Source organism: Streptacidiphilus jiangxiensis (genome assembly GCF_900109465.1).
Taxonomy (GTDB): Bacteria; Actinomycetota; Actinomycetes; order Streptomycetales; family Streptomycetaceae; genus Streptacidiphilus; species Streptacidiphilus jiangxiensis.
The window spans coordinates 207,592-233,512 of the sequence record NZ_FOAZ01000005.1 but is presented as its reverse complement, the minus strand read 5'-3'; the positions used below and the strand labels follow the sequence as shown (position 1 = coordinate 233,512).

Genomic DNA, 25,921 nt, shown 5'->3' with positions numbered 1-25,921 from the left:
TCCCCCTGTGGTGATAGAGGGAATCGAACCGGGGAATGAATGATCGGTCAAGAGTGCGAGGTGGTGTGTTACCGACTCGCGTGGTGACAAGGCGAGATTTTACGAACGGCAATGCTTCGGCCCCGGGTCGACAAATCCCTTTACCGTGATCCTGGGCTCTAAAAGAAAAGTGACGCCAAGTCACTCGGGTGGCCGGGAAACGGCCGCGACGGAGGCCTGGCAGGCGAGCAGTCGGGCCACCGTCACCTCGGGCGCGGGGACCTGCTGCTGGGCGGCCGCCTCGCACCGGGCGGGAACATCCCGGACATCGGCGACGTGACGGACGGAAGGGGTCGTGCCGGGCATGCGGTCTCCCCGAGGGGTGTCGGCGCTGGCTGGGGCCATCTTCCCGACACCGCGTCGGGAACACAACCGCCGACCGGTGGGCCTCACCCCTGCGAGGCGGCCGGACGTGCGGTGACACCCGGCAGGACGCGCCCGCTCAGGCGCGGGCCGCCGCCAGCGTGCCCAGGTCGGCCGCCGCCCAGCGCGGCCCGATGCCGTCCAGGGTCACCCTGCGCTCGTCCGGCACGTCCGGGTCGAGGTCCTGGTCCAACGAGAGCTCCTCCTCGCCGCCCAGGGTCCGGTCGATGCGCACCTCGAGCCGCGACTCCGACAGCCCCTCGACCTTGCCCTCACCCCACTCGACCACGACCACCGAATCCGGCAGCGACACGTCGAGGTCCAGGTCCTCCATCTGGTCCAGGCCCCCGCCGAGCCGGTAGGCGTCCACATGGACCAGCGCCGGCCCGCCGACCAGCGAGGGGTGCACCCGGGCGATCACGAAGGTCGGCGAGGTGACCGCGCCGCGCACGCCCAGGCCCTCGCCCAGACCCCGCGTCAGCGTCGTCTTGCCGGCGCCCAGCTCGCCGGAGAGCAGCACCAGGTCGCCCGGCCGGAGCACGGTGGCGAGCGTACGACCCAGCTCCTGCATCGCGGCCGGGTCCGGGACGGTGAGGGTGACGGCGTTGCCCATGACGTTCGGGGTCCTTCCGTGGTGCTGTGCGTGAGGGTTCAGGCGTGTCGGGCGTCGGCGGGCGCGACGGGTTCGGCGGGCGAGGCGAGCGCGTGGACGGACGGCGGCAGGGCGGCGCCGCAGAACGCGGCGGCACGCTCCAGCAGGCCGGCCAGGCGGGCGTTGACCTGCTCCGGACGCTCCAGCATGAGCAGGTGCCCGGTGTCGGCCAGTATCTCCAGCTCGGCGTCGGGCAGCCGCTCGGCGATCGCCTCGCTGTGCGTGGGCGGCGTGAGCAGGTCCTTGTCCCCCGCCAGCACGAGCGTCGGCAGCTCCTGCAGGACCGCCAGCGCGGCGGTCTTGTCGTGGGCCGGGAAGGCCGGGAAGAACTCGGCGACGACGTCGACGGGCGTCGACTCCAGCAGTTGCTGCGCGAAGCGGGCGCGGGCCGGGTCGACGTCGTCGGTGCCGAAGGAGAAGCGGTGGTAGACGGCGGCGGTCAGGTCGCTGCTGAGGCGTCTGCCGCGCTCGACCAGCCCCGCCTGACGGCCCAGCGCCTTGATGACCCCGGGGCCGACCCGGTGGAACACCTTCGCTCCTATGCCGGGCAGGCCGAGCGTGACGTCGCGCCAGTTCCCCGCGGTGGTACCGAGCAGCGCGACGCCGGCGACCCGCTCGGCGAAGAGCTCGGGCCGCTGGTCGGCGAGCGCCATCACGGTCATGCCGCCCATCGAGTGTCCGACCAGCACCAGCGGCCCGGTCGGCGCGACGGCGTCGATGACGGCGCCCAGGTCGCCGCCCAGCTGGTCGATGGAGGCGGGCTCCCCGGCGAGGTGGCTGCGGGAGCGCTCGGAGCGGCCGTGGCTGCGCTGGTCGTAGAAGACCAGCCGCAGGCCGTCCCGGAACGCCTCGCGCTGGAAGTGCCAGCTGTCCTGGTTCAGGCAGTACCCGTGCACGAACACCACCGTCAACGGCGGGGTCGGCGGCATGCCGAGCCACGTCCCGACCCCGGACAGCACCCCGCCGAGCGGCCCCGGCTGCGGCTCCCCGCCGCCGCGGCGCCGACCGAGCCACCCGCGCAGGCGGCCCTGCCTCCTGCCGTTCGGCGCGGCGTCCGCACGCACGGAGGTGCCGTCGATCTCGGGGGCGGTGGCCCGCCCGGCGGAGCCGCCGGGAGCCGGAGCCTGCGGACCGGCCGCGTCCGTGCGCGAGGCGCGGGCTGCGGCCAGCCCGGCCGCCGGGCCCTGCCCGGCCGCGCCCCCGCGCGTGGAGCGCGGGGAGGGGGCGTCGATCTCGGGTGGCGTGGCCCGCCCGGCGGAGCCGCCGGGAGCCGGCGCCTGCGGACCGGCTGCGTCCGTGCGCGAGGCGCGGGCTGCGGCCAGCCCGGCCGACGGGCCCTGCCCGGCCGCGCCCCCGCGCGTGGAGCGCGGGGAGGGGGCGTCGATCTCGGGTGGCGTGGCCCGCCCGGCGGAGCCGTCGGGGGTCTGGGCCTCCGGGCCGGCCACGCCGCCGCGCGGAGCGCCGGCGTCGGAGTCAGGTCCGGCTGCTGCCCGCGCAGCGGCCTCGCGGGCGATGGTGGCTTCCGTACCGGCCCAGCCCGTGCCGTCGAGTTCGACGTAGAGGTCGGTGCCGTCGGGGGCCGGGAGGTGGAGCGGGGTGCCGCGCAGGGAGCCGAAGGCGGCGGCCGCGTCGAGTTCGGCCTCGGCGCGGCGGCGCATCTCGCGGCCGACGGAGAGGCGCTCGATGGCGACACCGGCCGCCGCGCCCGCGGCGACGACACCGAGGGAGACCCCGACGATCCCGGCGCGGCTCCAGCGGCCCGCGGCGACGTCGCCGACGACGGACCCGGCCGCGTCACGGACCTGGCGCACCACCTCGCCCGCGCCCGCGACGAGCCCGGAGCCCCCCTCCTCGGCCATCAGTCGTGCTCACCCACGCTCGCCTGCTCCCCCACATACCTGCGCGGCACCCGCGCGCCGATGCGGGTGACGATCTCGTACGAGATCGTCCCGGCGGCACGGGCCCAGTCCTCGGCCGTGGGCTCGCCGCGGTCGCCGGGGCCGAACAGCACCGCGAGGTCCCCGACCTCGGCCGAGTCGCCGCCGAGGTCGACGACGAACTGGTCCATCGCCACGCGCCCGGCGACGGTGTGCCACTTGTCGGCGAGCCGGAGCGGGCCGGTGCCGCTGGCGTGGCGCGGGATGCCGTCCGCGTAGCCGATCGGGACCAGGGCGAGCGTGGTCTCGCCGGGGGTGGTGTAGGTGTGCCCGTAGGAGACGCCGTGTTCGGCCGGGACGCGCTTGACGTTGGCGACGCGCGCCTGGAGCGTCATCACCGGCCGCAGGCCGAAGTCGGCGGGCGAGCCGACCTCCGGGACGGGCGAGAGCCCGTACTGGGCGAGCCCGGTGCGGACCAGGTCGAAGTGCGACTCCGGGAGCGTGAGCGTCGCCGGGGAGTTGGCGATGTGCCGCACCTCCGGGCGCAGCCCGGCGGCCTCGGCGACAGCCAGGGCCTCGCGGAAGACGTCCAGCTGGGCGGCGATGGAGGGGTGTCCGGGCTCGTCCGCGCAGGCGAAGTGTGACCAGACGCCGGTGACGGCGATCAGGCCGTCCCGCTCGGCGGCGCGCGCGGCGGCGACGAGCTCCGGCCAGTCGGCGGGCTGGGCGCCGTTGCGGCCCAGGCCGGTGTCGGCCTTCAGCTGCACGCGGGCGGGACGGCCGACGGCGCGCACCGCGTCCAGCACGTGCGGCAACGCCCACAGGCCGCTGACGGAGATGTCGAGGTCCTGCGCGACGGCGTCGCGCCAGGGGCTGCCGGGCGTCCACAGCCAGCACAGCACGCGGGCCTGCTCGAGCGCGATCCCGGCGGCGCGCAGCGCGAGGGCCTCCTCCGGCGTGGCCGTGCCGAGCCAGCGCACGCCCGCGGCGAGCGCCGCGCGGGCGCACGGCACCGCGCCGTGGCCGTAGGCGTCCGCCTTGACCACGGACATGATCTGGGCCGACCCCGTGCGCCGGGTGCGCTCGCGCAGCGCGGCAAGGTTGCCGCGCAGCGCCGCCAGGTCGATCAGGGCTTCGGCTCGCTGTGCAGTGTCCATCGGATGACAGTCTCCCAGAAGCACGAGGGCGCCCGCCCAAACGTGACGGGCGCCACAGCGTGCGCGTCGTGCGCGGGGATGTTCGACCGGGATCAGGTGCCGGGCTTGCGGCCGAAGACGTCGACCGGGGAGCCGAGCTTCAGCAGGTTCCAGGCGGCCGCGGCGTCGTGCATCGTCATGTTGACGCAGCCGTGCGAGCCCGGCGGCGTCGAGATCGGGATGAAGACCGCGTGCAGGGCCTCACCGCCGCTGAAGAACTGGCTGTACGGCATCTCGACGTTGTACAGCGTGGACCAGTGGTTGCGCTGGCGGCTGTAGATGTGGAAGAGCCCGTCGCGGGTCACGTAACCGGCTCGGCCGGTGCGGACCCTGACCGGGCCGTAGATGATCTTGCTGCCGTCCTGGATCCAGAACCTCTGGTGGGTCAGGTCCACGCAGGCCACCCGGCCCACGTTGGTCAGGCAGTGCGTCGGTGACCAGCGCGCCTGCGCCGCCGCGTCCGCCTGCCCCGCACCCACGGCGCCCACCCCACCGAGCAACGCGGCCGTCGCCAGCGCGACAGCCGTCACCCGCGCCCTCAAACGCTTCAATTCGCCCCTGCCTTCCCGCCGACGGCGGATACCCAAAGTGGCCTCGCCTGTGAGGACCACCTCTGAGGGCGAATGGTTGCAGTGGTCAGCCGGTTGCACCACCGGAGTGACAGGACCGACGCCAGGCCTCCGGCAGCGCCGCGGTGATCGCGCCTGCCGCCACGGGCACGTCGCCCCCCGAGGCGAGGCGGCCGGCGAGACCGTGGAGGTAGGCGGCCACCGAGCCGGCGTCGAGGGGGGTGAGCCCGGCCGCCAGCAGGGCACCCGCGAGACCGGAGAGGACGTCCCCGCTGCCGGCGGTGGCCAGCTGCGCGGTGCCGGTGGGGTTGACCCGGGCAGGACCGTGCGGGCCGGTGACGACCGTGGTGCTGCCCTTGAGCAGCACCGTGCAGCCGTAGCCGCGGGCGAGCTCCCGGGCGAAACGCAGTCGCTCGGCCTCGACCTGGGCGCTCGTGGCCGTGACGCCGATCCCGGCGAGCAGCGCGACCGCCTCCCCGGCGTGCGGGGTGAGCAGGGCGTCCGCCGGTGCGGCGCCGCGCCGCGCCAGCAGGCGCAGCCCGTCCGCGTCGACCAGCACCGGGACGCCCGCGTCCAGCGCCTCCTCGACCGCGCGCTCCGCCTCCGCGTCCTGGGAGAGTCCGGGGCCGACGACCCACGCCTGCACCCGTCCGGCGTCCTTCGGTCCGCCCTCCCCGACCAGCGCCTCGGGATGGGCCCGCACCACCTCCCGTGCCGCCGCGCCCGCGTACCGCACCGCGCCGACCCCACCGTGCAGCGCCGCCCCGACGGCCAGCACCGCCGCCCCGGGGTAGCGCGCGGACCCCGCGGCGATCCCGACGACGCCGCGCCGGTACTTGTCGCTCTCCGCGTCCGGCGCGGGCAGCAGCGCCGCGACGTCCTCCTGCTGCAGCGCTTCGACGACGTGCCCGTCGAGGAGAAGGGGGGTCGTGTCCGCGCCTCGCAGGCTCCGACCCGCCGCGCCGGAGGCGCCGGTGGACAGGGCCTCGCCGTCGGCGCCCGCCCCCCGCACCTCCCCCAGGCCGATGTCGACCGGCCGGACCACGCCCGCGTACGACGCGCCCGGGTCGACCAGCAGGCCCGGCTTGTGGGTGCCGAAAGTGACCGTCACGTCCGCGTGGACCGCCGCGCCCGGGACGGCGCCGGAGTCCGGGTCGACGCCGCTGGGCAGGTCCACCGCGACGACGGTGGCTGCGCCACGCCCGGCGGCGTCGACCCACGGGAGGGCCGTGTCCCGCAGCGGGCCGCGGCCGCCGATGCCGACGATGCCGTCGAGGACCAGGTCGGCCCGTTCGGCCTCGGCGAGGTCGTCGGTCACCCGGCCGCCCGCTGCCAGGAGCGCGGCGAGCCCGCCCGCGTGCACGCGGGCGGGCGCCAGCAGCGCCGCCCGCACCCGGGCGCCCCGGCGCGCCAGCCGCGCGCCCGCGTACAGCGCGTCGCCGCCGTTGTCACCGCTGCCCGCCAGCACCAGCACCCGGCTCGCGTAGACGCGGCCGGGCACCCCCTCACGCAGCAGCTCCGCGCAGGTGGCCGCGAGGCCCGCCGCCGCCCGTTGCATCAGCGTGCCCTCGGGCAGACGGGCGATCAGCTCGCCCTCGGCCGCCCGGACCCACTCCACCGCATGTGCTCGACGCATGGTCGACTCCGCTCCTCACCCCTCGGCGATCACCACCGCCGACGCTACGCCCGCGTCGTGGCTGAGGGAGAGATGCCACGTCTTCACGCCCAGCCGCGCGGCGCACTCCGCGACGGTGCCGCGCACGGTGAGCACCGGACGGCCGGTGGACTCGGTGCGCACCTCGGCGTCGGTCCACTCCAGGTTGCCGGGGGCGCCCAGCGCCTTGGCCACGGCCTCCTTCGCGGCGAACCGCGCCGCCAGCGAGGCGATGCCGCGCCGTTCACCGCTGGGGAGCAGCAGCTCGTCCGCCGTGAAGAGGCGGTCGGCCATCGCGGGGGTGCGCTCCAGTGCCGCCTCGAAGCGGCTGATCTCCGCGACGTCGATGCCGACTCCGATGATCATTGCGAGGCTCCCGTAGAACGACGAAGGGTCCGGACGCGCGGTGCGTCCGGACCCCACTCTGTCAGGGGCGGTCTACTCGACCGTCACCGACTTGGCCAGGTTGCGCGGCTGGTCGACCTCGTGGCCCTTGGCCGTGGCCAGCTCGCAGGCGAAGACCTGCAGCGGGACGGTCGCGACCAGCGGCTGCAGCAGCGTCGGCGTCTGCGGGATGCGGACCAGGTGGTCGGCGTAGGGCACGACCGCCTCGTCGCCCTCCTCGGCGATCACGAGCGTGCGGGCGCCGCGCGCGCGGATCTCCTGGATGTTGGAGACGATCTTGTCGTGCAGGACCGAGCGGCCGCGCGGCGACGGGACGACCACGACGACCGGCAGGCCCTCCTCGATCAGCGCGATCGGGCCGTGCTTCAGCTCACCGGCGGCGAAGCCCTCGGCGTGCATGTAGGCGAGCTCCTTGAGCTTGAGCGCGCCCTCCAGCGCCACCGGGAAGCCCACGTGGCGGCCGAGGAAGAGGACCGACTTGGCGTCGGCCAGCGAGCGGGCCAGCTCGCGGACCGGCTCCATGGTCTCCAGCACCTGCTCGACCTGGCGCGGGGCGTCGGCGAGCTGGTGGATGATCTCGACGATCTCGTCGCCCCACTTGGTGCCGCGGACCTGACCCAGGTACAGGGCGACCAGGTAGCAGGCGACCAGCTGGGTCAGGAACGCCTTGGTGGAGGCGACGGCGACCTCGGGACCGGCGTGCGTGTAGAGCACGGCGTCGGACTCGCGCGGGATGGTGGAGCCGTTGGTGTTGCAGATGGCCAGCACCTTGGCGCCCTGCTCGCGCGCGTGACGCAGCGCCATCAGGGTGTCCATGGTCTCGCCGGACTGGGAGATCGCGATGACCAGGGTCTGCGCGTCCAGGATCGGGTCGCGGTAGCGGAACTCCGAGGCGACCTCGACCTCGCAGGGGACGCGGGTCCAGTGCTCGATCGCGTACTTGGCGATCATGCCGGCGTGGAACGCGGTGCCACAGGCGACGATGACGACCTTGTCGATCTCGCGCAGCACGGAGTCGTCGATGCGCAGCTCGTCGAGGGTGAGCCGGCCGTCGGTGCCGATGCGGCCGAGGAGGGTGTCGGCGACGGCCTTCGGCTGCTCGGCGATCTCCTTGAGCATGAAGTAGTCGTAGCCGCCCTTCTCGGCGGCCGAGGCGTCCCAGTCCACGTGGTACTCGCGGAACTCGCCGGGCTTGCCGTGGAAGTCGGTGATGGTGACGCCCTCGCGGCGCAGCTCGACGACCTGGTCCTGACCCAGCTCGATGGCGTCGCGGGTGTGCGCGATGAAGGCGGCCACGTCGGAGGCGAGGAAGTTCTCGCCCTTTCCGACGCCGACGACCAGCGGCGAGTTGCGGCGCGCGGCGACGACGACGCCGGTGGCGTCGGCGTGGGTGGCGACGAGGGTGAAGGCGCCCTCCAGCTGGCGGCAGACGCTGCGCATCGCCTCGGCGAGGTCGAGATCCGCGCCGCCTGCCCGCTGCGCGTCCACCGCCTCGGCCAGCAGGTGCGCCACGACCTCGGTGTCGGTCTCGGAGAGGAGCACGTGGCCGCGCTCGGTCAGCTCCAGACGCAGCCGCGCGAAGTTCTCGATGATGCCGTTGTGCACGACGGCGACCTTGCCCGCGCCACCCACGTGGGGGTGGGCGTTGGCGTCGGTCGGACCGCCGTGGGTGGCCCACCGGGTGTGACCTATCCCGACTGTGCCCTCAGCCAGGGGGGTCTCGGTGAGCAGCGCCTCGAGATTGGCGAGCTTTCCGGCCTTCTTCGCGACCGCGAGGTCGCCTTCGGGGGTCTGCACGGCCACACCGGCCGAGTCGTATCCCCGGTACTCAAGACGCCGCAGCCCGGACAGGACGACGTCCAGGGCGGGCTGCTCGCCCACGTATCCAACGATTCCGCACATCGCCCCAGCTTAAGGCCCCCTCGCGGAGGCGCCGCCTCCGCTCCTGGACCGAAAGTGCGACGAGGCTCACAGCTTTATAAGGTGCATATCGGACAAGCCATGTGAAAGGGGAGCAGATGTTCGAGGCCACCGTCGAGCGCTGACGGACGGCCTCCCGGCCGACCTCGTCCGCCTCGGACCGCCCACCGTCCTCCTCTACGGCCACCACGACGCGCAGCCCTCCGGGGAGGAGGGTCAGCCGAGCAGCCCGCGCTGGTAGCCGGCGGCCACGGCGGCGGCGCGGTCCCGGACGCCGAGCTTGCCGTACAGGTGCAGGAGGTGCGTCTTGACCGTCGCCTCGCTGATGAAGAGCCGCTTCGCGGCCTCCTTGTTGCTGGTTCCCGCCGCCACCAGCCGAAGGATGTCCAGCTCGCGGTCGGTCAGCAGCGCCGTGGGCGCCGGCTGCGGGGCGCGGACGGCACCCAGCAGCTTCTGCGCGACGGTCGGCGCGAGGACCGCCTGACCCTGGTGGGCCGCGCGGACGGCCCGGACCAGCTCCTCGCGCGGGGCGTCCTTGAGCAGGTACCCCGTCGCGCCCGCCTCGATCGCAGGCAGCACGTCGGCGTCGCTGTCGTAGGTGGTGACCACCAGGACCCGCACCTGCGGCGCGCGTTCGCGCAGCCGCCGGATCGCCTCCACACCGCCCACCCCCGGCATCCGCAGGTCCAGCAGCACCACGTCGGGGGTGAGGGCGAGGGCCCGCTCGACGGCCTCGGCGCCGTCGGAGGCCTCCCCGACCACCTCGAAGTCCGGATCCTGGGCGAAGATGCCGCGCAGGCCGTCCCGCACGATCGGATGGTCGTCGACGATGAGCAGACGTATGGTCACATCCGTCATTGTCCCCACAGGGCGGGCACCTGGACGCTCAACGCGGTGCCTTCCCCCGGCTCGGACTCGACCTCCAGCGCCCCGCCGATCTGCCGCAGCCGCTGCCGCATCGCCTCCAGTCCGTAGCTCTGTACGCCCACGCTCCCGGCGGGGAAGCCCGCGCCGTCGTCGACGACGTCGAGCAGGACGAGCTCGTCGGTGTAGGAGAGGGTGAGCCCGGCGCGGCTCGCCGCCGCGTGCTTGGCGATGTTGGCCAGCCCCTCCTGTGCCGCGCGGAACAGCACCACCTCCACGGCCGGCAGCAGCGGCGCCGGGTTGCCGGTGACCTCGACCCGTACCGGCACGCCCGTGGTCTGCGACCAGCGCTCCGCCAGCTCCTGCACCGCCTCCGGCAGATGGGCCTGGGCGAGCGGCCCGGGACGGAGCGCCTGCACCGAGCGGCGGGCCTCCGCCAGGCTCTCCCGGGCCAGTCGGTGCGCGAGGTCGCGGTGCCGGGCCCGCCGCTCCGGGTCGTGGTCGGCGTGCGCGGCGGCCTCCAGCTGGGTGACGACGCCGGTCAGGCCCTGCGCGATGGTGTCGTGGATCTCGCCCGCCATCCGCTGCCGCTCGTCCAGCACCCCGGCCTCGCGGGCCTGCGCGACGAGCTGCGCGTGCAGACCGGTGTTCTCCTCCAGCGCCTCCCGGAGCTTCGCGTTGGCCTCGGCCAGCTCCTCGATGAGCGCGGCCCTGGCCCGGCTGCGCTGGTCCTCGTCCAGGGCCTGGTAGGTGATGGTGCCGGCGATCAGGACGTTGACGACCAGCAGCCCGAGGTAGGGCACGAGCATCCCGTGCGCCAGCATCGGCACACCGCCGACCTGCGTCGTCGCCATCAGCGCGGCGGTCAGCACGACCGCGGGCAGCCAGAGCCGTCGCGGCAGCAGGCCGACCTGGAGGTAGCAGGTGAAGCCGAAGAAGCCGAAGAACGGGCTGAGCGTCACCAGCAGGCCGGTGAGGACCAGCAGGCCGCCGTAGAAGACGACGGCCTTGGTGCGGTGCGCCTCCCGCTCGGCCTGCGGGACGTGCATCAGGAACTGCCAGACGGCGGCGAGGACCGCCAGGGCCGGCACGGCCGCCAGGCGCGGCGCGGTCACCGGGCCGGTCGCCAGCGCCAGCGGCACGGCCAGGGCGAGCCCGGCATAGGGAACCAGGTGCAGGATCCGCTCCTGGCGGGTCTGCTGCGCGGCAGCGTCGGTGGTCACGACCCCATCCTCCCCGCTCGCTCCCACCGACCCTCCTCCTACTCCCACCGGAAGAAGCGCACCGCCGCCAGGCCGCCCGCAACGGTCCAGCCGGCCAGCACCAGCAGGTGCTGCCAGAGCGGGCCGTGGCCCGACCAGATCGCCGTCACCGCGCCGAACGGGACGAACTCGCAGACGCGCTGCAGGGTCTGCGGCAGCTCGGCGACGGGGACGTAGAGGCCGGCGGCGAAGAAGTTCAGCACCATCAGCGGCACCCCGAGCCCGCTCGCGGCACCCGCCGTCCGCGCCCGCGCCGCCACCACCAGGCCGAGCGCCAGCACGGCCGCACCGCCCAGCACGAACCCCGCGAGCGCCGCGGCCGGGTGCGCGGGGGCCTTGACGTCGAAGACGAGCGCGCCGATCGCCACGACGGTCAGCACCCCGACCGCGGCCAGCGCCGCGATCACGGTGACCAGCGCGCCGAGCACGCCGGCCGCGGGCACGGGGCTGACGGAGAGCCGACGCAGCACCGCCTTCTCCCGGTAGGAGGCGAACGTCACCGGCAGCGCGGTGAGCGCGAGGAAGAGCGGCACCATCGCCGCGCAGGTGGGGACGTAGACGTCGATCACCCGCTGCCCGCCGAGGGCGGCCTGCGGGGTGCGGAAGCCGGGGATGCTGCCGAGCACCAGCACCACCACGACGGGCACGGCCAGCCAGGCCAGCGCGGCGGGCTCGCGCAGCAGCAGCCTGGCCTGGACGGCGGTGAGGGTGGTGAACCCCTTGCGGGTCATCGGGGCGGCGGGAAGAGCAACGGTGGTCATGGTCATCACTCCTGACGGGATGCGAGCGGGGCAGAGGTTCAGCGGTTACCGGTGAGCGAGACGAACGCGTCGTCGAGGCTGGCCTGTTCGACCCGCAGGTCGCCGGCGATGATCTGCCGCCGGGCCAGCAACGAGGTGACGGCGTGGACGAGGTTGCCGGTGCCCTCCACCTCGACCAGCGAGCCGTGCCGGGACACCGCGGTGACCTCCGGCAGCGCGCGCAGCGCCTCGACGTCCAGCGGCGCCGAGGGGCGGAACCGCAAGCGCTGCCGCTGTCCGGCCCGCGCGGCGAGCCCGGCCGGGGTGTCCACGGCCACGACCCGTCCGGCGTCGATCAGCGCGACGCGGTCGCAGAGCCGCTCGGCCTCCTCCATGAAGTGCGTGACCAGCAGCACCGTCACCCCCGTGTCGCGGAGCTGCTCCACCAGCTCCCAGGTGGCGCGGCGGGCGTGCGGGTCCAGACCCGTCGTCAGCTCGTCCAGCACGACCACGCGCGGGCTGCCGACCATCGCCAGCGCGATCGCGAGGCGCTGCTGCTGACCGCCGGAGAGCTTCTTGTAGGCGGTGCCGGCCTTCTCCGTCAGGCCGAGCCGGTCCAGCAGGGCGGGGACGTCGGCGGGCCGGCGGTAGAAGGAGGCGTACAGCTCCAGCGCCTCACGCGCCCTCAGCCGGTCGGGCAGACCGCTGTGCTGGAGCTGCACGCCGAGCACCTGCCGCAGCGCGTCGCGCTCGCGCGCCGGGTCGAGACCGAGGACCCGGACGCGCCCGCCGTCGGGGGTGCGCAGCCCGGCCAGGCACTCGACCGTCGTCGTCTTGCCGGCGCCGTTCGGTCCCAGCACCCCGAAGATCTCGCCCTGCTCGACCTCGAAGGAGACGTCGGCGACGGCCACCTCGTCCCCGTAGCGCTTGTGCAGCTGCTCCACCTCGATGACCGCCATGGTCCTCGCTCCCCTCGTCGATCCGACTGCCTCCACGCTCCCGCGCGAGGGGTGCTCCCCGGATCGACCAGCAGGCTCGACCGCCACACCGATCGGTCGATGCCCGGCATCAACCGATCGGTTGATGGGCGGGCCGTCCGTGACCGCCCGGCACAATGGACCGCGTGCGGATTCGACTTCTCGGACCTCTGTCCGTCACCGGCCCGGACGGCGACGCCGTGGAGCTCAAGGGTGAGCGTGTCCGCACCCTCCTTGCGGCCCTGGCGCTGACCGACGGCAGGCCCGTCCCGCTGGGCGCGCTGACCGACACGCTGTGGCCGGACGAGCCGCCCGCCAACCCCGCCAACGCGGTCCAGGCGCTCGCCTCCCGGCTGCGTTCGGCGCTCGGCCGCGACGCCGTCGAACTCACCCCGGCCGGCTACCGGCTGACCCTCGACACCGACCTGGCCGCCTTCGCCCGGCTGCTGCGGTCCGCCGAGCACCCGCAGGCGTTGGCCCTGTGGCGGGGCGCGCCCGACCTGCCCGGCCACCCGGACGAGGCCGCCCGCCTGCTCGCCCTGCGCCAGTCCGCGCAGGACGAGGTGGTCGACGCCGAGCTGGCCGCCGGACGCGGCGAGCAGCAGATCCCGGCGCTGCGCGCCGACGTCGCCGCGGACCCGCTGCGCGAGCGCCCGCGCGCGCAACTGCTGCGCGCGCTGCACCAGGCGGGCCGGGACGCCGAGGCCCTCGCCGAGTACGAGCGGGCCCGGGCAGTGCTGGCCGAGGAGCTGGGCGCGGACCCCTCCCCGCTGCTGCGCGACGCCCACCTGGCGGTCCTGACTGCGCCGAGGGCGACCCCCGCAGCCGCAACCAGCACGGCATGGAACGCCCCAGCGACGCCCGGCCCAGCCGGAGCGGGCGCAGGCACGGCCCCCACCGACCAGGCCCGGCACGGCTCGGCGGCACCCGGCGCAGTCACGGCCCTGCCCGGCACAGGCACGGTCCTGCCCGGCGCAGCCGGGGCCCTCGCCGACCAGGCCTGGCACGGCTCGGCGGCGCCCGGCGCAGTCACGGCCCTGCCCGGCGCAGCCGGAGCGGGCCCAAGCGCGGCCCTGCCCGGCGCAGGCGGGGGCCTCGCCGGCCAGGTGTGGCCCGGTTCGGCGGTGCCCGGGGCGCCGGAGGCGCTCGCCGCGCATGCCCTGCCGGCCGCGCTCACCAGCTTCCTCGGCCGGGACAACGAAGTCGCCGCCGTGGGGCAGGCGTTGACCGCCGCCCGCCTGGTCACCCTGATCGGCCCCGGCGGCGCGGGCAAGACCCGGCTCGCCGTCGAGTCCGCCCGCAGCCACCCGACCCCGCTGCGCCTGGTCGAGCTGGCGCCCGTCAAGGACGCCGGCGACCTGCCCGGCGCCGTCGCCGCGACGCTGCACCGGCGCGAGGCCGCGCCCTCCCGCTCGCTGACCGCCGTGAGCCCCTCGGACGTCACCGAACGGCTGATCAACACCATCGGGACGACCGACCTGCTGCTGATCCTGGACAACTGCGAGCACCTGATCGACGCGGCCGCCGCGTTCGCCGCCCGGCTGCTCGCCGCCTGCCCCCGGCTGCGCGTCCTGGCCACCAGCCGGGAGCCGCTCGCCATCACCGGCGAACAGCTGCTGCCCGTCCCGCCATTGGCCCTGCCGACCGGCGACGCGGAACAGCAGGACCCGGGCGGGTACGCCGCCGTGCGGCTCTTCACCGACCGCGCCACCGCCGTCCGGCCCGACTGGAGGGCGACCGGCGCCGAGCTGGCGACCGTCGTCGCCATCTGCCGGGCGCTGGACGGGCAGCCGCTGGCGATCGAGCTCGCCGCCGCCCGGATGCGCACTCTCGACCCGCAGGGCATCGAGGAGCGCTTGGCGCAGCGGTTCCGGCTGCTGACCGGTGGCAGCCGGGCCGCGCTGCCCCGGCACCGAACCCTGCGCGCCGTCGTCGACTGGAGCTGGGACCTGCTGGACGCCCCCGAGCGGGCGCTGCTCGCCCGGCTCTCGGTCTTCTCCGGCCCGGCCGAACTCACCGCCGTCGAGCAGATCTGCGCGGCCGACCCCGGTGCGGACGGCGACGTGACGCCGGACCAGGTCTTCGACCTGCTCGCCGCGCTGGTCGACAAGTCCCTGCTGGTGCGCACCGACGCGGGCCGCTACCGGCTGCTGGAGACCATCCGCGTCTACGCCGCCGAGCGCCTCGACGAGGCGGGCGCGACCACCGGGACCCGTCGGGCGCACGCCGCCTACCACCTCGCGCTCGCCGAACGCGGCGAGCCCGAGCTCTACGGTCCGGGCCAGATCGCCACCCTCGCCGCCTTCTCCGCCGCCCACGACGACCTGATCGCCGCGCTGCGCCGGTCGGTGGAGTGCGGCGACGCGGACACCGCCGTCCGTCTGGTCGCCGGTCTCGGCTGGTACCTGTGGCGCCGCGGCGAACAGGGCGAGAACCTGCCGCTGGTGCACCAGGCCCTGGCTCTGCCCGCCGACGAGGTGGACCTGCTGCCGCGCGCGGTCGCCTCCGGCATCACCGCGCTCTACGCCCTCGACACGGACTGGATGCTCGACTCGACGCTCGCGCTGCTGCACCAGGCCATGGCGCTGCGCGACCGGCTGCCCGACCCGTCCGCCCACCCGCTGCTGCCACTGCTCGACATCATGACGGCGCTCTTCGAGCAGCAGGACTGGAACGTCACCACCCTCGCCCGGCAGCTCTTCGACGTCCCGCACCCCTGGGTGCAGGCCGCCGGACGGCTCTTCCTCGGGTTCGCGCTGCAGAACGACGGCCGCGCCGAGGAGGCCGAGGCGGCGATGCGGGCCGCCGCGGAGGCGTTCCGCGAGGTCGGCGACCTGTGGGGCCGCTCGTTCTGCTGCTCGGGCCTGGCCGACTACGCCCTGTGGCGGGGGGACGTCGCGGGGGCGGTCGAGCTGTGGGAGCAGGCCGTCGCCTTCGAGCAGGCCATGGGCGTCAACGCGGACGCCCCCGAGTACCGGGCCCGGATGATCGCCGCCCGGTACGGCGGCGCCGGCACCCCGGAGGCCGTCGCCGAACTGGAGCGGCTGGTGGTCACGGTCCGGGCCAGCGAGTCCTGGTCGCCGACGCTGGTGGCCCACTCGGCGCTCGCCGCCGCCTACCGGCGCACGGGCGCGCCCGAACGGGCCCTGCCGCTGCTGCAGGAGGCGCTGGGGCTGGTGGACCGACGGCTCAACGGGCTCCCGCAGATGACCTCGTTGCTCCACACCGAGCTGGGCCTGACCCTCGGTGCCTGCGGCCGGCTCGACGAGGCGGCCGACTCCCACCGGCAGGCCCTGCGTGCGGGGGTCCAGGCCTACGACGGGCCGATCGTCGCCGCCGCGTTCCAGGGCTTCGCGGATCTGGCGCTGCGCCAGAACGACCCCGAACGTGCCGCGTTCCTGCTCGGCGCGGCCGAGGGCCAGCGCGGCGTGCCGGACCGCTCGAACCCGGAGGTGGCCGCGAGCGGCGCGGCGGCGCTCGCAGCCCTGGGCGGGGAACCGTACGAACGCGCCTCGGCGCGGGGCCGTTCGGCCCCGCGCCAGGAGGTGCTGGAGTTGCTCGGCGTGGGCGACGCCCGCCCGGCCGGGTTCAGGTCCGCCGCTGGTACGCCCTGAGCGCCAGCGGGAAGAAGACCGCCGCCAGCGCGGCCGCCCACAGCAGCGTGTGCGTGAGTGACGCGGCCAGCGGGCCGCCGTCCAGCAGCGCGCGCATCGCGTCCACCAGCGAGGTGACCGGGTTGACCTTCACCCACGCCTGCATCCAGCCCGGCATGGTCGAGGGCGAGACGAAGGCGCTGGAGGAGAAGGTCAGCGGGAACATCACCACGAAGGCCATCATCTGCACCTTCTCCGGGCTGGAGGCGAGCATGCCGATCAGCACCGACAGCCAGGACATGGCGAGGGCGAAGACCAGCATCAGCGCCGCCGCGCCGAGCACGCCGACGGCACTGTGGGGCCGGAACCCGAGGGCGACACCGATGCCCAGCATCAGCAGCATCGACCACAGCTGCTTGACCAGGTCCGCGGCCACCCGCCCGGCCAGCGGCGCGGACCGGGCGATGGGCAGGCTGCGCAGCCGGTCGAAGACGCCCTTCTGGATGTCGTTGTTGAGCCCGACGGCCGTGCTGAGCGTCGCGAACAGGCCGTTCTGCACGATGATCCCGGCGAGCGCGAAGTTCAGGTAGGCGTGGGTCGAGCCGGACATCTGCCCGCCGAACACGTAGGTGAACAGCAGCAGGAACATGACGGGCTGGATGGACAGGTCCATCAGCTCCATCGGGTTGTGCTTGATCTGGACCAGGTTGCGCCAGGCGAGGGTCGCCGTGTGCTCCAGCCCCGCAAGGACGCCGACACGGCGTTTCGCAGGTGCCGTCCCCGAAGTGATCGTCATGGTCGCCATGGGTTCAGACCCCCACCTTCGTCTTGTCGGCGTCGTCGTGCGGCCTGGCCTCCCGGTGGCCGGTCAGCGTGAGGAACACCTCGTCGAGGCTGCTGCGGCGCAGCGCGAGCTCACCCGCGACCAGCCCGGCCTCGGTCAGCCGGGCCACGAGGGCCGGCAGCACGGCGTCGTCCCGCACCGGCACGCTGAGCACGCCGGTCGGCGAGAGCTCCGGCTCGTGACCGGAGACCGCGGCCAGGACCGTCCGCACCGGCCCGAGCTCGGCGGGCCGCGCCGGGCGCAGCTCCAGCGTCTGGCCGCCGACCTGCGCCTTCAGCTGGTCGGGCGTGCCACCGGCGATGACCCGGCCGTGGTCGATCACCGCGATCTCGTCGGCGAGCTGGTCGGCCTCCTCCAGGTACTGAGTGGTGAGCAGCACGGTGACGCCGTCGGCGACCAGTCCGCGCACGATGTCCCACAACTCGCCGCGGCTGTGCGGGTCGAGACCGGTCGTCGGCTCGTCCAGGAACAGCACGCTCGGCCGCCCGACGAGCGACGCGGCCAGGTCCAGCCGCCGGCGCATGCCGCCGGAGTACGTCCCGGCCGCGCGACCGGCCGCGTCGGTGAGCGCGAAGCGCTCCAGCAGCTGCGCGGCACGGGACTTGGCGTCCCGGCGCGGCAGGCCGAGCAGGCGGCCGATCATCACCAGGTTCTCGGTCCCGGTCAGCATCTCGTCGACGGCGGCGTACTGCCCCGTCAGCCCGATCGCGGCGCGGACCGCGCCGGCGTCACGGACCACGTCCAGACCGCCGACGGAGGCCCTGCCGGCGTCCGGCCGCAGCAGGGTCGCCAGGATCCGGACGGTGGTGGTCTTGCCCGCGCCGTTCGGCCCCAGCACCCCGAGCACCGTCCCGGCGCGCGCCACGAGATCCACCCCGTCCAGCGCCCGCGTGCTCCCGAACGTCTTGACCAGGCCCTCCGCCTGGATCGCGAATTCCATCTCGCGCTCTCCTTCCGTGTCGTGGTGACCACGGTGCGGGAGGGCGCTGACACCACGCTGACGGGGCCGTATCAGCGCGCGTCAGCGGCACGGACGTCCACCTACAGTGTTTATTCATTTGCCTAGGATCACTAGGAAACCCTACCGTCGAGATCATGGAGAAGCTCACCGAATCCCGGATCCGCGCGTCGTTCGTCAACTGCAGCAAGGGCGAGGCCGCGCGCCTGTACATCCCGCACGACCTGGACGACCGCCCGTGGGAGGGCCTCGACTTCTTCGGATGGCGCGACCCAGGGGCACCCGACCGCTGCGCGCTGGTCGCCGAGCGGCCGGACGGCGCGCTGGTCGGCATCACCCTGCGTTTCCCGCCTCCGCAGCGGGGCTTCCTCCAGCGCAGCCTCTGCTCGCTCTGCTACACCACCCACCCGCGCAGCGGAGTCTCCCTGCTGACCGCGCGCCGCGCCGGCAGGGCGGGGCGGGAGGGCAACTCCGTCGGGCTCTACATGTGCACCGACCTCGCCTGCCCGCTCTACGTCCGGGGCCTCAAGCAGGCCGAACCGGGGGCCCGGTTCGAGGAGTCGCTCAGCGTGGAGGGACAGCTCGAGCGGCTGAACACCAAGCTGAACGAGTTCCTCGACAAGGTCCTTGCGTGAACATTTACCGACGCTGAGACATATCTCTCGGCGCGGACCATCCGGTACTCGGCCGACAATAGGACCGTGCCCCCAACGCTGGAAGCCCACCGCCGCGCTGACGCGTCCCCCTTCGTCGACCTCGACCGAGCGGAGTGGAGCGCGCTCCACGAGCGCATCCCGCTCCCGCTGACCGCCGCCGAGCTGGAGCGGCTGCGCGGTCTCGGCGACGTCATCGACCTGCAGGAGGTCCAGGACGTCTACCTGCCGCTGTCACGCCTGCTGAACCTGTACGTGACGGCCACGGGCGCGCTGCGGGGCGCGCTCAACGACTTCCTGGACAGCAACGAGTACACCCACACCCAGCCCGGCACACCGTTCGTCATCGGCGTGGCCGGCTCCGTGGCCGTCGGCAAGTCCACGACGGCCCGCCTGCTGCAGGCCATGCTGGCCCGCTGGCCCGAGCACCCGCGCGTCGAGCTGGTCACCACCGACGGCTTCCTGCTGCCCAACGACGAGCTGCGCCGTCGCGGGCTCATGTCGCGCAAGGGCTTCCCCGAGTCCTACGACCGCCGCGCGCTGACCCGCTTCGTCGCCGACGTGAAGTCCGGCAAGGAGGAGGTCACCGCCCCGGTCTACTCGCACCTGGTCTACGACATCGTCCCGGACGAGCGGCTCACGGTGCACCGCCCGGACATCCTGATCGTCGAGGGCCTGAACGTGCTGCAGCCCGCCCTGCCGGGGCAGGACGGGCGCACCCGCGTCGCCGTCGCGGACTTCTTCGACTTCTCCATCTACGTCGACGCCCGCACCGACGAGATCGAGAAGTGGTACCTGGAGCGCTTCCGCAAGCTGCGCGAGACCGCGTTCCAGGACCCCGAGTCGTACTTCCGGCGCTACGCGGAGGTTCCCGAGGCCGAGGCGCTCGACTACGCGCGCCACCTGTGGCGCACGATCAACCGCCCCAACCTCGTCGAGAACGTCGCCCCCACCCGCGGCCGCGCCGACCTCGTGCTGCGCAAGGGCCCCGACCACAAGGTGCAGCGGGTCAGCCTGCGCAAGCTCTAGCCCTGCGGCGGCGCCATCGGCGGGGGCGGCGCGGCGTCGTAGGGACGCGCGGCGTCCTGGGGCTGCACCGGCTGGTACCCCGCCGGAGGCTCCTGCTGGTACCCGACGGGCGGCGGCGGCATCTGCGGCAGCGAGGCGTACGGAGCCGCGACGTTGTACGCGTGCTGCTGCACGCCCTGCGGCGCCACGTACACCTGCGGCGCGGCCGCGTCCGGCGCCTTGCCCGCCCGCAGCTTGCCGATGACGCCCGCGAGCATCACGAACGGCAGGATGACCGCCTTGAACGAGATGATGTAGGTGCCGCCGGTGAAGAAGAAGCCCAGGTAGATCCCGTAACCGAAGAAGGCGAGACCGGCGATCACGCCGAAGATCCGCCAGCCGACCGTCTGCCCCCCGGATCCCATGGCGCTGAGCACCACCAGGCCGACGCCGCTGATCAACAGCAACAGCACGTAGATGGCGATGAACGGATGCGCGCTGATGTCGAGCATGGAACCCCCGTGAAGCGTGAGCAGGATCGGACAACGCCCGCGGACGCTATCCGATCCCGCTCACCGGTGTCACCCCTGCTTCTGCTCCTCGGCCGCGAGGCGCACGCAGAGCGCCACGGCCTCCATCGCCTCCCGCAGCTCCGTCAGCGACGGGTAGCTCGGGGCCAGGCGGATGTGGTGGTCCCGCGGGTCGTGCCCGTACGGGAACGCCGCACCGGCCGGGGTGAGCGCGACGCCCGCCTCCTTGGCCAGTCGCACGACCTCCGCCGCGCAGCCGTCCGGCACCTCCAGGCTGACGAAGTACCCGCCCTCCGGCCGGCTCCACCGGGCGATGCCCCGACCGCCGAGCTCACGCTCCAGCACGTGCTCGACCGTCTCGAAGCGCGGCGCGAGCAGCGCACGGTGCTTGGCCATGTGCGCCAGCACGCCGTCCGCGTCGCCGAAGAAGCGGACGTGGCGCAGCTGGTTGACCTTGTCCGGGCCGATGGTCTGCTTCGACATCAGCGCCTTCAGCCACTCGACGTTGGCCGTCGAGGAACCGAGGAACGCGACGCCGGCCCCGGCGAGGGTGATCTTCGAGGTGGACGCGAAGACGAAGGCCCGGTCCGGGTTCCCGGCCCGCGCGCACGCGTCCAGGACGTCCGCGAGCTCGGCGCGCTGCTCGGTGAGGTCGTGGATCGCGTAGGCGTTGTCCCAGAAGATCCGGAAGTCCGGCGCGGCGGTCGTCATGGCGGCGAGGCGGCGCACGGTCTCGGCGCTGTAGACCTCACCGGAGGGGTTGCTGTAGGCCGGGACGCACCAGATGCCCTTGATCCGCGGGTCCTCGGCGACCAGACGCTCGACCTCGTCCATGTCCGGGCCCTGGCCCGTGAGCGCGACCGGCACCATGGTGATGCCGAAACGCTCGCAGAGCCCGAAGTGCCGGTCGTAGCCCGGCACCGGGCACAGGAACACGACCTCGTCCTCCTCCACCCACCGGCGCGCGGCGCCGGGCACGGGGGAGAGCATCGCGTTCGCGATGACGTCGTGCATGATCTGCAGGCTGGCGTTGCCGAGGGCCAGCAGTTGGCCCTTCGGGATGCCGAGCAGCGGCGCGAAGATCTCGACGAGCTCGGGCAACCCGGTCAGCCCGCCGTAGTTGCGGGTGTCGGTCCCGTCGGCGGCGAGGTAGTCCCCGGCCCCCGGCAACTCCAGCATCCGGTTCGACAGGTTCAGCTGCTCCGGCGAGGGCTTGCCTCGCGTCAGATCCAGCTTCAGCCCCTTGGACTGGAGCTCTGCGTATTCCTCACGAAGCGTCACTTTTACTCCCACGGATCCACTGAGGGGCGCGAGGAACTGCGCGAGAAACCACCCTGTGCCGTGAGTCCCCGAACGCGCAGGGCCATCCGCACGCCGGTGGTTTCTCGCGCAGTTCCTCGCGCCCCTGGATATTGCCTAGCTGAGCCTCTGCCGAACAACTTCCGCGAGCCGCTCGCACACGCTCTGCGCCTGCTCGTGGTTCGCTGCTTCCACCATGACCCTAACGAGCGGCTCCGTCCCGGAGGGACGCAGCAGGACGCGGCCGGTCTCGCCGAGTTCCGCCTCCGCCGCGGCGACAGCCGCGAGCAGCTCCTCGTCCTGGGACGCGCGGGACTTGTCCACGCCCTTGACGTTGATCATGACCTGCGGGAGTCGCGTCATCACCGCGGCCAGCTCGGCCAGCGGCTTGCCCGTCGCCGCGACGCGAGCGGCCAGCAGCAGGCCGGTCAGCGTGCCGTCGCCGGTCGTCGCGTGGTCCAGCATGATCACGTGGCCGGACTGCTCGCCGCCGAGCGTGAAGCCGTGCTCCTTCATCGACTCCAGCACGTAGCGGTCGCCGACCGCGGTCTGGATGAGCTCGATGCCCTCGCGCTGCAGCGCCAGCTTGAAGCCGAGGTTGGACATGACCGTCGCCACGACGGTGTCCTTGGCCAGCACGCCGGCCTCGCGCAGGCCCACCGCCAGGACCGCCAGGATCTGGTCGCCGTCGATCTCGTTGCCCTCGCGGTCCACCGCGAGGCAGCGGTCGGCGTCGCCGTCGTGGGCGATGCCGAGGTCCGCGCCGTGCTCGACGACGGCCGCGCGCAGCGGGCCGAGGTGGGTGGAGCCGACGCCGTCGTTGATGTTGAGGCCGTCCGGCTCGGCGCCGATGACCGCGAGCACCTCGGCGCCCGCGGCGCGGAACGCCTGCGGGGAGGCGGCGGCCGCCGCGCCGTGCGCGGCGTCGATGACGACCTTCAGGCCGTCCAGGCGGTTCGGCATGGCGCCGAGCAGGTGCCGGACGTACTGGTCGAGACCGGACTCGTGGTCGCGGACGCGACCGACCGCGGCACCGGTCGGGCGGGACCACTCCTCCGTGCCGAAGCGCTCGTAGTGCGCCTCGATGGCGTCCTCGATCGCGTCGTCGAGCTTGAAGCCGCCCTTGGCCAGGAACTTGAGCCCGTTGTCGGGCATGGAGTTGTGACTGGCCGACAGCATCACGCCGAAGTCGGCGTTCAGGGCGTCCGTCAGGTAGGCCACGGCGGGCGTCGGCAGCACGCCGAGACGCAGCACGTCGACGCCGGAGCTGGCGAGGCCGGCGACGACCGCGGCCTCCAGGAACTCGCCGGAAGCCCTCGGGTCCCGACCGACCACGGCCACCGGGCGGTGGCCCTCGAACGCGCCCAGATCACCGAGCACGTGCGCCGCGGCGACGGACAGGCCCATCGCGAGCTCCGCGGTCAGGTCCACGTTCGCGAGGCCGCGAACGCCGTCGGTACCAAAGAGTCGTCCCACTGCTGAAGCCTTCCGGGTAATGCCGCGTATGAACGAAACCACGCCCTGGGAACACAACCGTGCTCCCAGGGCGTGGCGAAAACCAGCTCCCCCGAGCAAAGATCGGCGGAGCGGGGTGCGACTTAGCGCTTGCTGTACTGCGGCGCCTTGCGGGCCTTCTTGAGACCGGCCTTCTTGCGCTCGACCGCACGCGGGTCACGCGTCAGGAAGCCGGCCTTCTTCAGCGCCGGGCGGTTGGCGTCGACGTCGGCCTCGTTCAGGGCGCGGGCGACACCGAGACGCAGGGCGTAGGCCTGGCCGGAGATGCCGCCACCGTTGATGCGGGCGACGACGTCGTAGCGGTCATCGAGCTCAAGGATCTTGAAGGGCTCGTTGACGGTCTGCTGGTGCACCTTGTTGGGGAAGTACTCCTCCAGGGTGCGACCGTTGATCTTCCACTGGCCGGTGCCGGGGACGATGCGCACGCGGGCGATCGCCTCCTTGCGGCGACCCAGGCCGGCGCCCGGCAGGGCCTCGCCGAAGCGGGAGGGAAGGGACTCGCTGGTGTACTCGGTCTCCTCGACCTCGAAGGTCTCCTCGACCTCGAGGGGGAGCTCAGCAGTGGTCTCGGCCACGGTTGTCCTCTGTTCTTCTCGTCAGATTTGGGGTGTGGCCGGTCTTACTGAGCGACCTGGGTGATCTCGAACGCCACCGGCTGCTGCGCAGCGTGGGGGTGCTGGTCGCCCGAGTACACCTTCAGCTTCGAGAGCATCTGACGACCCAGGGAGTTCTTCGGAAGCATGCCCTTGATGGCCTTCTCGACGGCCTTCTCCGGGTTCTTGTCCATGAGCTCGTCGTAACGCACGGAGCGCAGACCGCCCGGGTAACCCGAGTGGCGGTAGGCCATCTTCTGGGTCTTCTTGTTCCCGGACAGGTGCACCTTGTCCGCGTTGACGATGATGACGAAGTCACCCATGTCAAGGTGCGGCGCGTACACCGGCTTGTGCTTGCCCCGCAGAAGGGAGGCGGCCTGAGAGGCCAGACGGCCGAGGACAACGTCCTGGGCGTCGATGACGAGCCACTGACGCTGGACGTCGCCGGGCTTGGGGCTGTACGTACGCACGGTCGTAGCCTTCGCTTTTCAGTGAGTGTGTGCCTGACAGGACCAACAGGACGATCGGAACAGCCTGAGCACCGGACCCGGACGCAATCGGGTGTTCGATGCCGCCGCTCATCGGCCTGGCGGACCGGCGTACCGACCTCTCACGTGAGATAGAGCGAGCCAATACGCACAACGAACTCGCAGAATACCGGCACGGCGGCGGGCGGGTCAAAACGCCGCCCACACGCCGCGCTGGTTATCCACAAGCTGTGTACCAGTCTACGTCCCCCGTCAGCGTTCGCGTGCCACGCGCTTCTCGTCCCAGACCGGCTCCGGGGCCTCGTAGACCCGACCGTCCTGGCCGAACACCAGAAAGCGGTCGAAGGAACGGGCGAACCAGCGGTCGTGCGTGACGGCCAGCACCGTCCCGTCGAAGGCCTCCAGGCCCTCCTGCAGCGCCTCCGCGCTCTCCAGGTCCAGGTTGTCCGTCGGCTCGTCCAGCAGCAGCGCCGTCGTGCCGGACAGCTCCAGGCGCAGGATCATGAGCCGGGCCTGCTGGCCGCCGGAGAGGTTCTCGAAGCGGACCGCCTCCTGGTGATGCAACTCATAGCGGCGCAGCACGCTCATCGCGGCCTTGCGGTCCAGCGCGTGCTCGGACTCGAGGATCTCCCGGGCGGTACGGCCGTGCAGCTCCGGGTGGGCGTGCGTCTGCGCGAAGTGGCCGGGCACGACCCGGGCGCCGAGCTTCCACCCGCCCGTGTGCGTGACCGGCTCCCCCGCGATCAGCCGCAGGAAGTGCGACTTGCCGGACCCGTTGGAGCCCAGCACCGCGACCCGCTCGCCGTAGTAGACCTCCAGGTCGAACGGCTTCATCAGCCCGGTCAGCTCCAGCTGCTCGAAGGTGAACGCCCGCACGCCGGTGCGCCCGCCCTTGAGCCGCATCGTCACCGCCTGCTTGCGCGGCGGCTCCGGCGGCGGGCCGGCCTCCTCGAACTTGCGCAGCCGGGTCTGCATGGCCGAGTACCGCGAGGCCATGTCGGGCGAGCGCTTCGCGAACTCGCGCAGCTCCACCACCAGCTTCTTCAGCTGGGTGTGTTTCTCGTCCCAACGGCGGCGCAGCTCCTCGAAGCGGGCGAAGCGCTCCTCGCGGGCCTCGTGGTAGGTCGCGAACCCGGCGCCGTGCACCCAGATCTCGCTGCCGTCGACGCCCGTCTCCACGCTGACGATCTTCTTGGCGGCGTTGTTCAGCAGCTCGCGGTCGTGCGAGATGAAGAGCACCGTCTTGCGGGTCTCCTTGAGCTGCTCCTCCAGCCACCGCTTGCCCGGCACGTCGAGGTAGTTGTCCGGCTCGTCCAGCAGCAGCACCTCGTCCGGGCCGCGCAGCAGCGACTCCAGCACCAGGCGCTTCTGCTCGCCGCCCGAGAGGGTGTTGAGTGCCCGCCACTGCGCCCGCTCGTACGGGGTGCCGAGGGCGGCCATGGTGCAGACGTCCCAGACGGTCTCGTACTCGTAGCCGCCCGCGTCCGCCCAGTCCGCCAGCGCCTGCGCGTAGGCGAGCTGGGTCTCCTCGTCCTCCTGCGTCATCATCGCCAGCTCGGCCGCGTCCACGGCCCGCGCGGCGATCTTCACCTTCCCCGGGGCGACGGAGACCAGCAGGTCGCGCACGGACGCGTCGGGCGCGAGCGGCGCCTCGGCGCCGTCGTCCTGCCGCGTCGCCTCGCGACCGGTCGTGCCGACGAACTGGCGCATCACGCCCAGCCCGCCGCTGACCGTCACCGAGCCGCCGTGCGGCTTCAGATCACCCGCGATCAGCCGCAGCAGCGTCGTCTTGCCGGCGCCGTTGGCCCCGACCAGCGCGACGGCCGCGCCCTCACCGACCCGGAAGGACGCGTCGCCGAACAGCACCCGTCCGTCCGGCAGGTAGTACTCCAGGTGCGAAATCTCGACGTGTCCCATGAGCA

At 73.3% G+C, this 25,921-nt stretch carries 22 protein-coding genes and 1 pseudogene; 3 read left to right on the top strand and 20 right to left on the bottom strand.

Annotated elements, in window-relative coordinates:
- Nucleotides 1-180: 180 nt before the first annotated feature.
- From BMY61_RS46075 to BMY61_RS12340, 12 genes and pseudogenes are all read right to left on the bottom strand, one after another.
- Nucleotides 181-345 carry a hypothetical protein gene (locus BMY61_RS46075; protein WP_161791295.1) on the bottom strand — a complete coding sequence of 55 codons (165 nt, stop codon included), beginning with the start codon at nt 343-345 and terminating at the stop codon, nt 181-183.
- A 136-nt stretch (nt 346-481) separates the two neighbouring features.
- The gene (gene tsaE / locus BMY61_RS12390; RefSeq protein WP_042451819.1) at nt 482-1,015 is read right to left on the bottom strand and encodes a tRNA (adenosine(37)-N6)-threonylcarbamoyltransferase complex ATPase subunit type 1 TsaE; all 534 of its coding nucleotides are present in this window, start codon (nt 1,013-1,015) and stop codon (nt 482-484) included.
- A 38-nt stretch (nt 1,016-1,053) separates the two neighbouring features.
- Complete coding sequence (locus BMY61_RS47060) at nt 1,054-2,223, bottom strand: alpha/beta fold hydrolase (RefSeq protein WP_244904209.1); 1,170 nt, start codon at nt 2,221-2,223, stop codon at nt 1,054-1,056.
- 689 nt (nt 2,224-2,912) lie between these two features.
- On the bottom strand, nt 2,913-4,088 hold the full coding sequence (gene alr, locus BMY61_RS12380; RefSeq protein ID WP_042451815.1) for an alanine racemase: 1,176 nt from the start codon (nt 4,086-4,088) through the stop codon (nt 2,913-2,915).
- Nucleotides 4,089-4,180: 92 nt separating this feature from the next.
- A pseudogene (locus BMY61_RS47550) lies at nt 4,181-4,552 on the bottom strand (L,D-transpeptidase); the annotation flags it as partial.
- Between the two features lie 211 nt (nt 4,553-4,763).
- Nucleotides 4,764-6,332, bottom strand: coding sequence for a bifunctional ADP-dependent NAD(P)H-hydrate dehydratase/NAD(P)H-hydrate epimerase (locus BMY61_RS12370; RefSeq protein WP_075003869.1), 1,569 nt, complete (start codon nt 6,330-6,332; stop codon nt 4,764-4,766).
- 15 nt (nt 6,333-6,347) lie between these two features.
- Nucleotides 6,348-6,716 (bottom strand): holo-ACP synthase, encoded by a 369-nt coding sequence (locus BMY61_RS12365; protein ID WP_042451812.1) that lies wholly within the window; start codon nt 6,714-6,716, stop codon nt 6,348-6,350.
- A gap of 72 nt (nt 6,717-6,788) precedes the next feature.
- Nucleotides 6,789-8,657 carry a glutamine--fructose-6-phosphate transaminase (isomerizing) gene (glmS, locus tag BMY61_RS12360; RefSeq protein ID WP_075003868.1) on the bottom strand — a complete coding sequence of 623 codons (1,869 nt, stop codon included), beginning with the start codon at nt 8,655-8,657 and terminating at the stop codon, nt 6,789-6,791.
- Between the two features lie 234 nt (nt 8,658-8,891).
- Nucleotides 8,892-9,533 (bottom strand): response regulator, encoded by a 642-nt coding sequence (locus BMY61_RS12355; RefSeq protein ID WP_042451810.1) that lies wholly within the window; start codon nt 9,531-9,533, stop codon nt 8,892-8,894.
- Nucleotides 9,530-10,762: a sensor histidine kinase gene (locus tag BMY61_RS12350; RefSeq protein WP_042451808.1), complete on the bottom strand. Its 1,233-nt coding sequence runs from the start codon at nt 10,760-10,762 to the stop codon at nt 9,530-9,532. Before BMY61_RS12350 ends, BMY61_RS12355 begins: the two co-directional genes overlap by 4 nt.
- A gap of 38 nt (nt 10,763-10,800) precedes the next feature.
- The gene (locus BMY61_RS12345) at nt 10,801-11,562 is read right to left on the bottom strand and encodes an ABC transporter permease (RefSeq protein WP_052438985.1); all 762 of its coding nucleotides are present in this window, start codon (nt 11,560-11,562) and stop codon (nt 10,801-10,803) included.
- Between the two features lie 38 nt (nt 11,563-11,600).
- Entirely contained in the window at nt 11,601-12,500 is a 900-nt protein-coding gene (locus BMY61_RS12340; protein WP_042451807.1) for an ABC transporter ATP-binding protein, read from the bottom strand.
- Nucleotides 12,501-12,664: 164 nt separating this feature from the next.
- Between BMY61_RS12340 and BMY61_RS12335 the strand changes: the two genes are divergently transcribed.
- Nucleotides 12,665-16,132 (top strand): AfsR/SARP family transcriptional regulator, encoded by a 3,468-nt coding sequence (locus tag BMY61_RS12335; RefSeq protein ID WP_075003889.1) that lies wholly within the window; start codon nt 12,665-12,667, stop codon nt 16,130-16,132.
- Here the strand turns inward: BMY61_RS12335 and BMY61_RS12330 are convergent.
- Nucleotides 16,107-16,907: an ABC transporter permease gene (locus BMY61_RS12330; RefSeq protein WP_201777604.1), complete on the bottom strand. Its 801-nt coding sequence runs from the start codon at nt 16,905-16,907 to the stop codon at nt 16,107-16,109. The two genes, BMY61_RS12335 and BMY61_RS12330, sit on opposite strands and share 26 nt — an antisense overlap.
- 13 nt (nt 16,908-16,920) lie before the next feature.
- Nucleotides 16,921-17,895 carry a daunorubicin resistance protein DrrA family ABC transporter ATP-binding protein gene (locus BMY61_RS12325; protein WP_042451801.1) on the bottom strand — a complete coding sequence of 325 codons (975 nt, stop codon included), beginning with the start codon at nt 17,893-17,895 and terminating at the stop codon, nt 16,921-16,923.
- Between the two features lie 155 nt (nt 17,896-18,050).
- Between BMY61_RS12325 and BMY61_RS12320 the strand changes: the two genes are divergently transcribed.
- Nucleotides 18,051-18,548 (top strand): FBP domain-containing protein, encoded by a 498-nt coding sequence (locus BMY61_RS12320; protein ID WP_042451799.1) that lies wholly within the window; start codon nt 18,051-18,053, stop codon nt 18,546-18,548.
- Nucleotides 18,549-18,614: 66 nt separating this feature from the next.
- Nucleotides 18,615-19,595: a type I pantothenate kinase gene (gene coaA, locus BMY61_RS12315; protein ID WP_042451797.1), complete on the top strand. Its 981-nt coding sequence runs from the start codon at nt 18,615-18,617 to the stop codon at nt 19,593-19,595.
- Here the strand turns inward: coaA and BMY61_RS12310 are convergent.
- The 6 genes from BMY61_RS12310 to BMY61_RS12285 all read right to left on the bottom strand — a co-directional run bounded on the left by BMY61_RS12310 (nt 19,592) and on the right by BMY61_RS12285 (nt 25,916).
- Entirely contained in the window at nt 19,592-20,086 is a 495-nt protein-coding gene (locus BMY61_RS12310; protein ID WP_052438976.1) for a hypothetical protein, read from the bottom strand. The genes coaA and BMY61_RS12310 overlap by 4 nt on opposite strands.
- 69 nt (nt 20,087-20,155) lie before the next feature.
- The gene (locus BMY61_RS12305) at nt 20,156-21,385 is read right to left on the bottom strand and encodes an aspartate aminotransferase type Ic (protein ID WP_236656201.1); all 1,230 of its coding nucleotides are present in this window, start codon (nt 21,383-21,385) and stop codon (nt 20,156-20,158) included.
- A 135-nt stretch (nt 21,386-21,520) separates the two neighbouring features.
- On the bottom strand, nt 21,521-22,879 hold the full coding sequence (gene glmM / locus BMY61_RS12300) for a phosphoglucosamine mutase (protein WP_042451792.1): 1,359 nt from the start codon (nt 22,877-22,879) through the stop codon (nt 21,521-21,523).
- A gap of 122 nt (nt 22,880-23,001) precedes the next feature.
- Nucleotides 23,002-23,493, bottom strand: coding sequence for a 30S ribosomal protein S9 (gene rpsI / locus BMY61_RS12295; protein WP_042451790.1), 492 nt, complete (start codon nt 23,491-23,493; stop codon nt 23,002-23,004).
- 44 nt (nt 23,494-23,537) lie between these two features.
- Complete coding sequence (gene rplM / locus BMY61_RS12290; RefSeq protein WP_042451789.1) at nt 23,538-23,981, bottom strand: 50S ribosomal protein L13; 444 nt, start codon at nt 23,979-23,981, stop codon at nt 23,538-23,540.
- 270 nt (nt 23,982-24,251) lie between these two features.
- A complete protein-coding gene (locus BMY61_RS12285) occupies nt 24,252-25,916 on the bottom strand; it encodes an ABC-F family ATP-binding cassette domain-containing protein (protein ID WP_042451787.1) in 1,665 nt (554 codons plus the stop codon).
- Nucleotides 25,917-25,921 lie beyond the last annotated feature (5 nt).

Coding starts and splice junctions, on each gene's coding strand:
- BMY61_RS46075 (WP_161791295.1), bottom strand. CDS start 345: ATGCCCGGCACGACCCCTTCCGTCCGTCACGTCGCCGATGTCCGGGAT.
- tsaE (WP_042451819.1), bottom strand. CDS start 1,015: ATGGGCAACGCCGTCACCCTCACCGTCCCGGACCCGGCCGCGATGCAG.
- alr (WP_042451815.1), bottom strand. CDS start 4,088: ATGGACACTGCACAGCGAGCCGAAGCCCTGATCGACCTGGCGGCGCTG.
- BMY61_RS12370 (WP_075003869.1), bottom strand. CDS start 6,332: ATGCGTCGAGCACATGCGGTGGAGTGGGTCCGGGCGGCCGAGGGCGAG.
- BMY61_RS12365 (WP_042451812.1), bottom strand. CDS start 6,716: ATGATCATCGGAGTCGGCATCGACGTCGCGGAGATCAGCCGCTTCGAG.
- glmS (WP_075003868.1), bottom strand. CDS start 8,657: ATGTGCGGAATCGTTGGATACGTGGGCGAGCAGCCCGCCCTGGACGTC.
- BMY61_RS12355 (WP_042451810.1), bottom strand. CDS start 9,533: ATGACGGATGTGACCATACGTCTGCTCATCGTCGACGACCATCCGATC.
- BMY61_RS12345 (WP_052438985.1), bottom strand. CDS start 11,562: ATGACCACCGTTGCTCTTCCCGCCGCCCCGATGACCCGCAAGGGGTTC.
- BMY61_RS12340 (WP_042451807.1), bottom strand. CDS start 12,500: ATGGCGGTCATCGAGGTGGAGCAGCTGCACAAGCGCTACGGGGACGAG.
- BMY61_RS12330 (WP_201777604.1), bottom strand. CDS start 16,907: ATGACGATCACTTCGGGGACGGCACCTGCGAAACGCCGTGTCGGCGTC.
- BMY61_RS12325 (WP_042451801.1), bottom strand. CDS start 17,895: ATGGAATTCGCGATCCAGGCGGAGGGCCTGGTCAAGACGTTCGGGAGC.
- BMY61_RS12320 (WP_042451799.1), top strand. CDS start 18,051: ATGGAGAAGCTCACCGAATCCCGGATCCGCGCGTCGTTCGTCAACTGC.
- BMY61_RS12310 (WP_052438976.1), bottom strand. CDS start 20,086: ATGCTCGACATCAGCGCGCATCCGTTCATCGCCATCTACGTGCTGTTG.
- BMY61_RS12285 (WP_042451787.1), bottom strand. CDS start 25,916: ATGGGACACGTCGAGATTTCGCACCTGGAGTACTACCTGCCGGACGGA.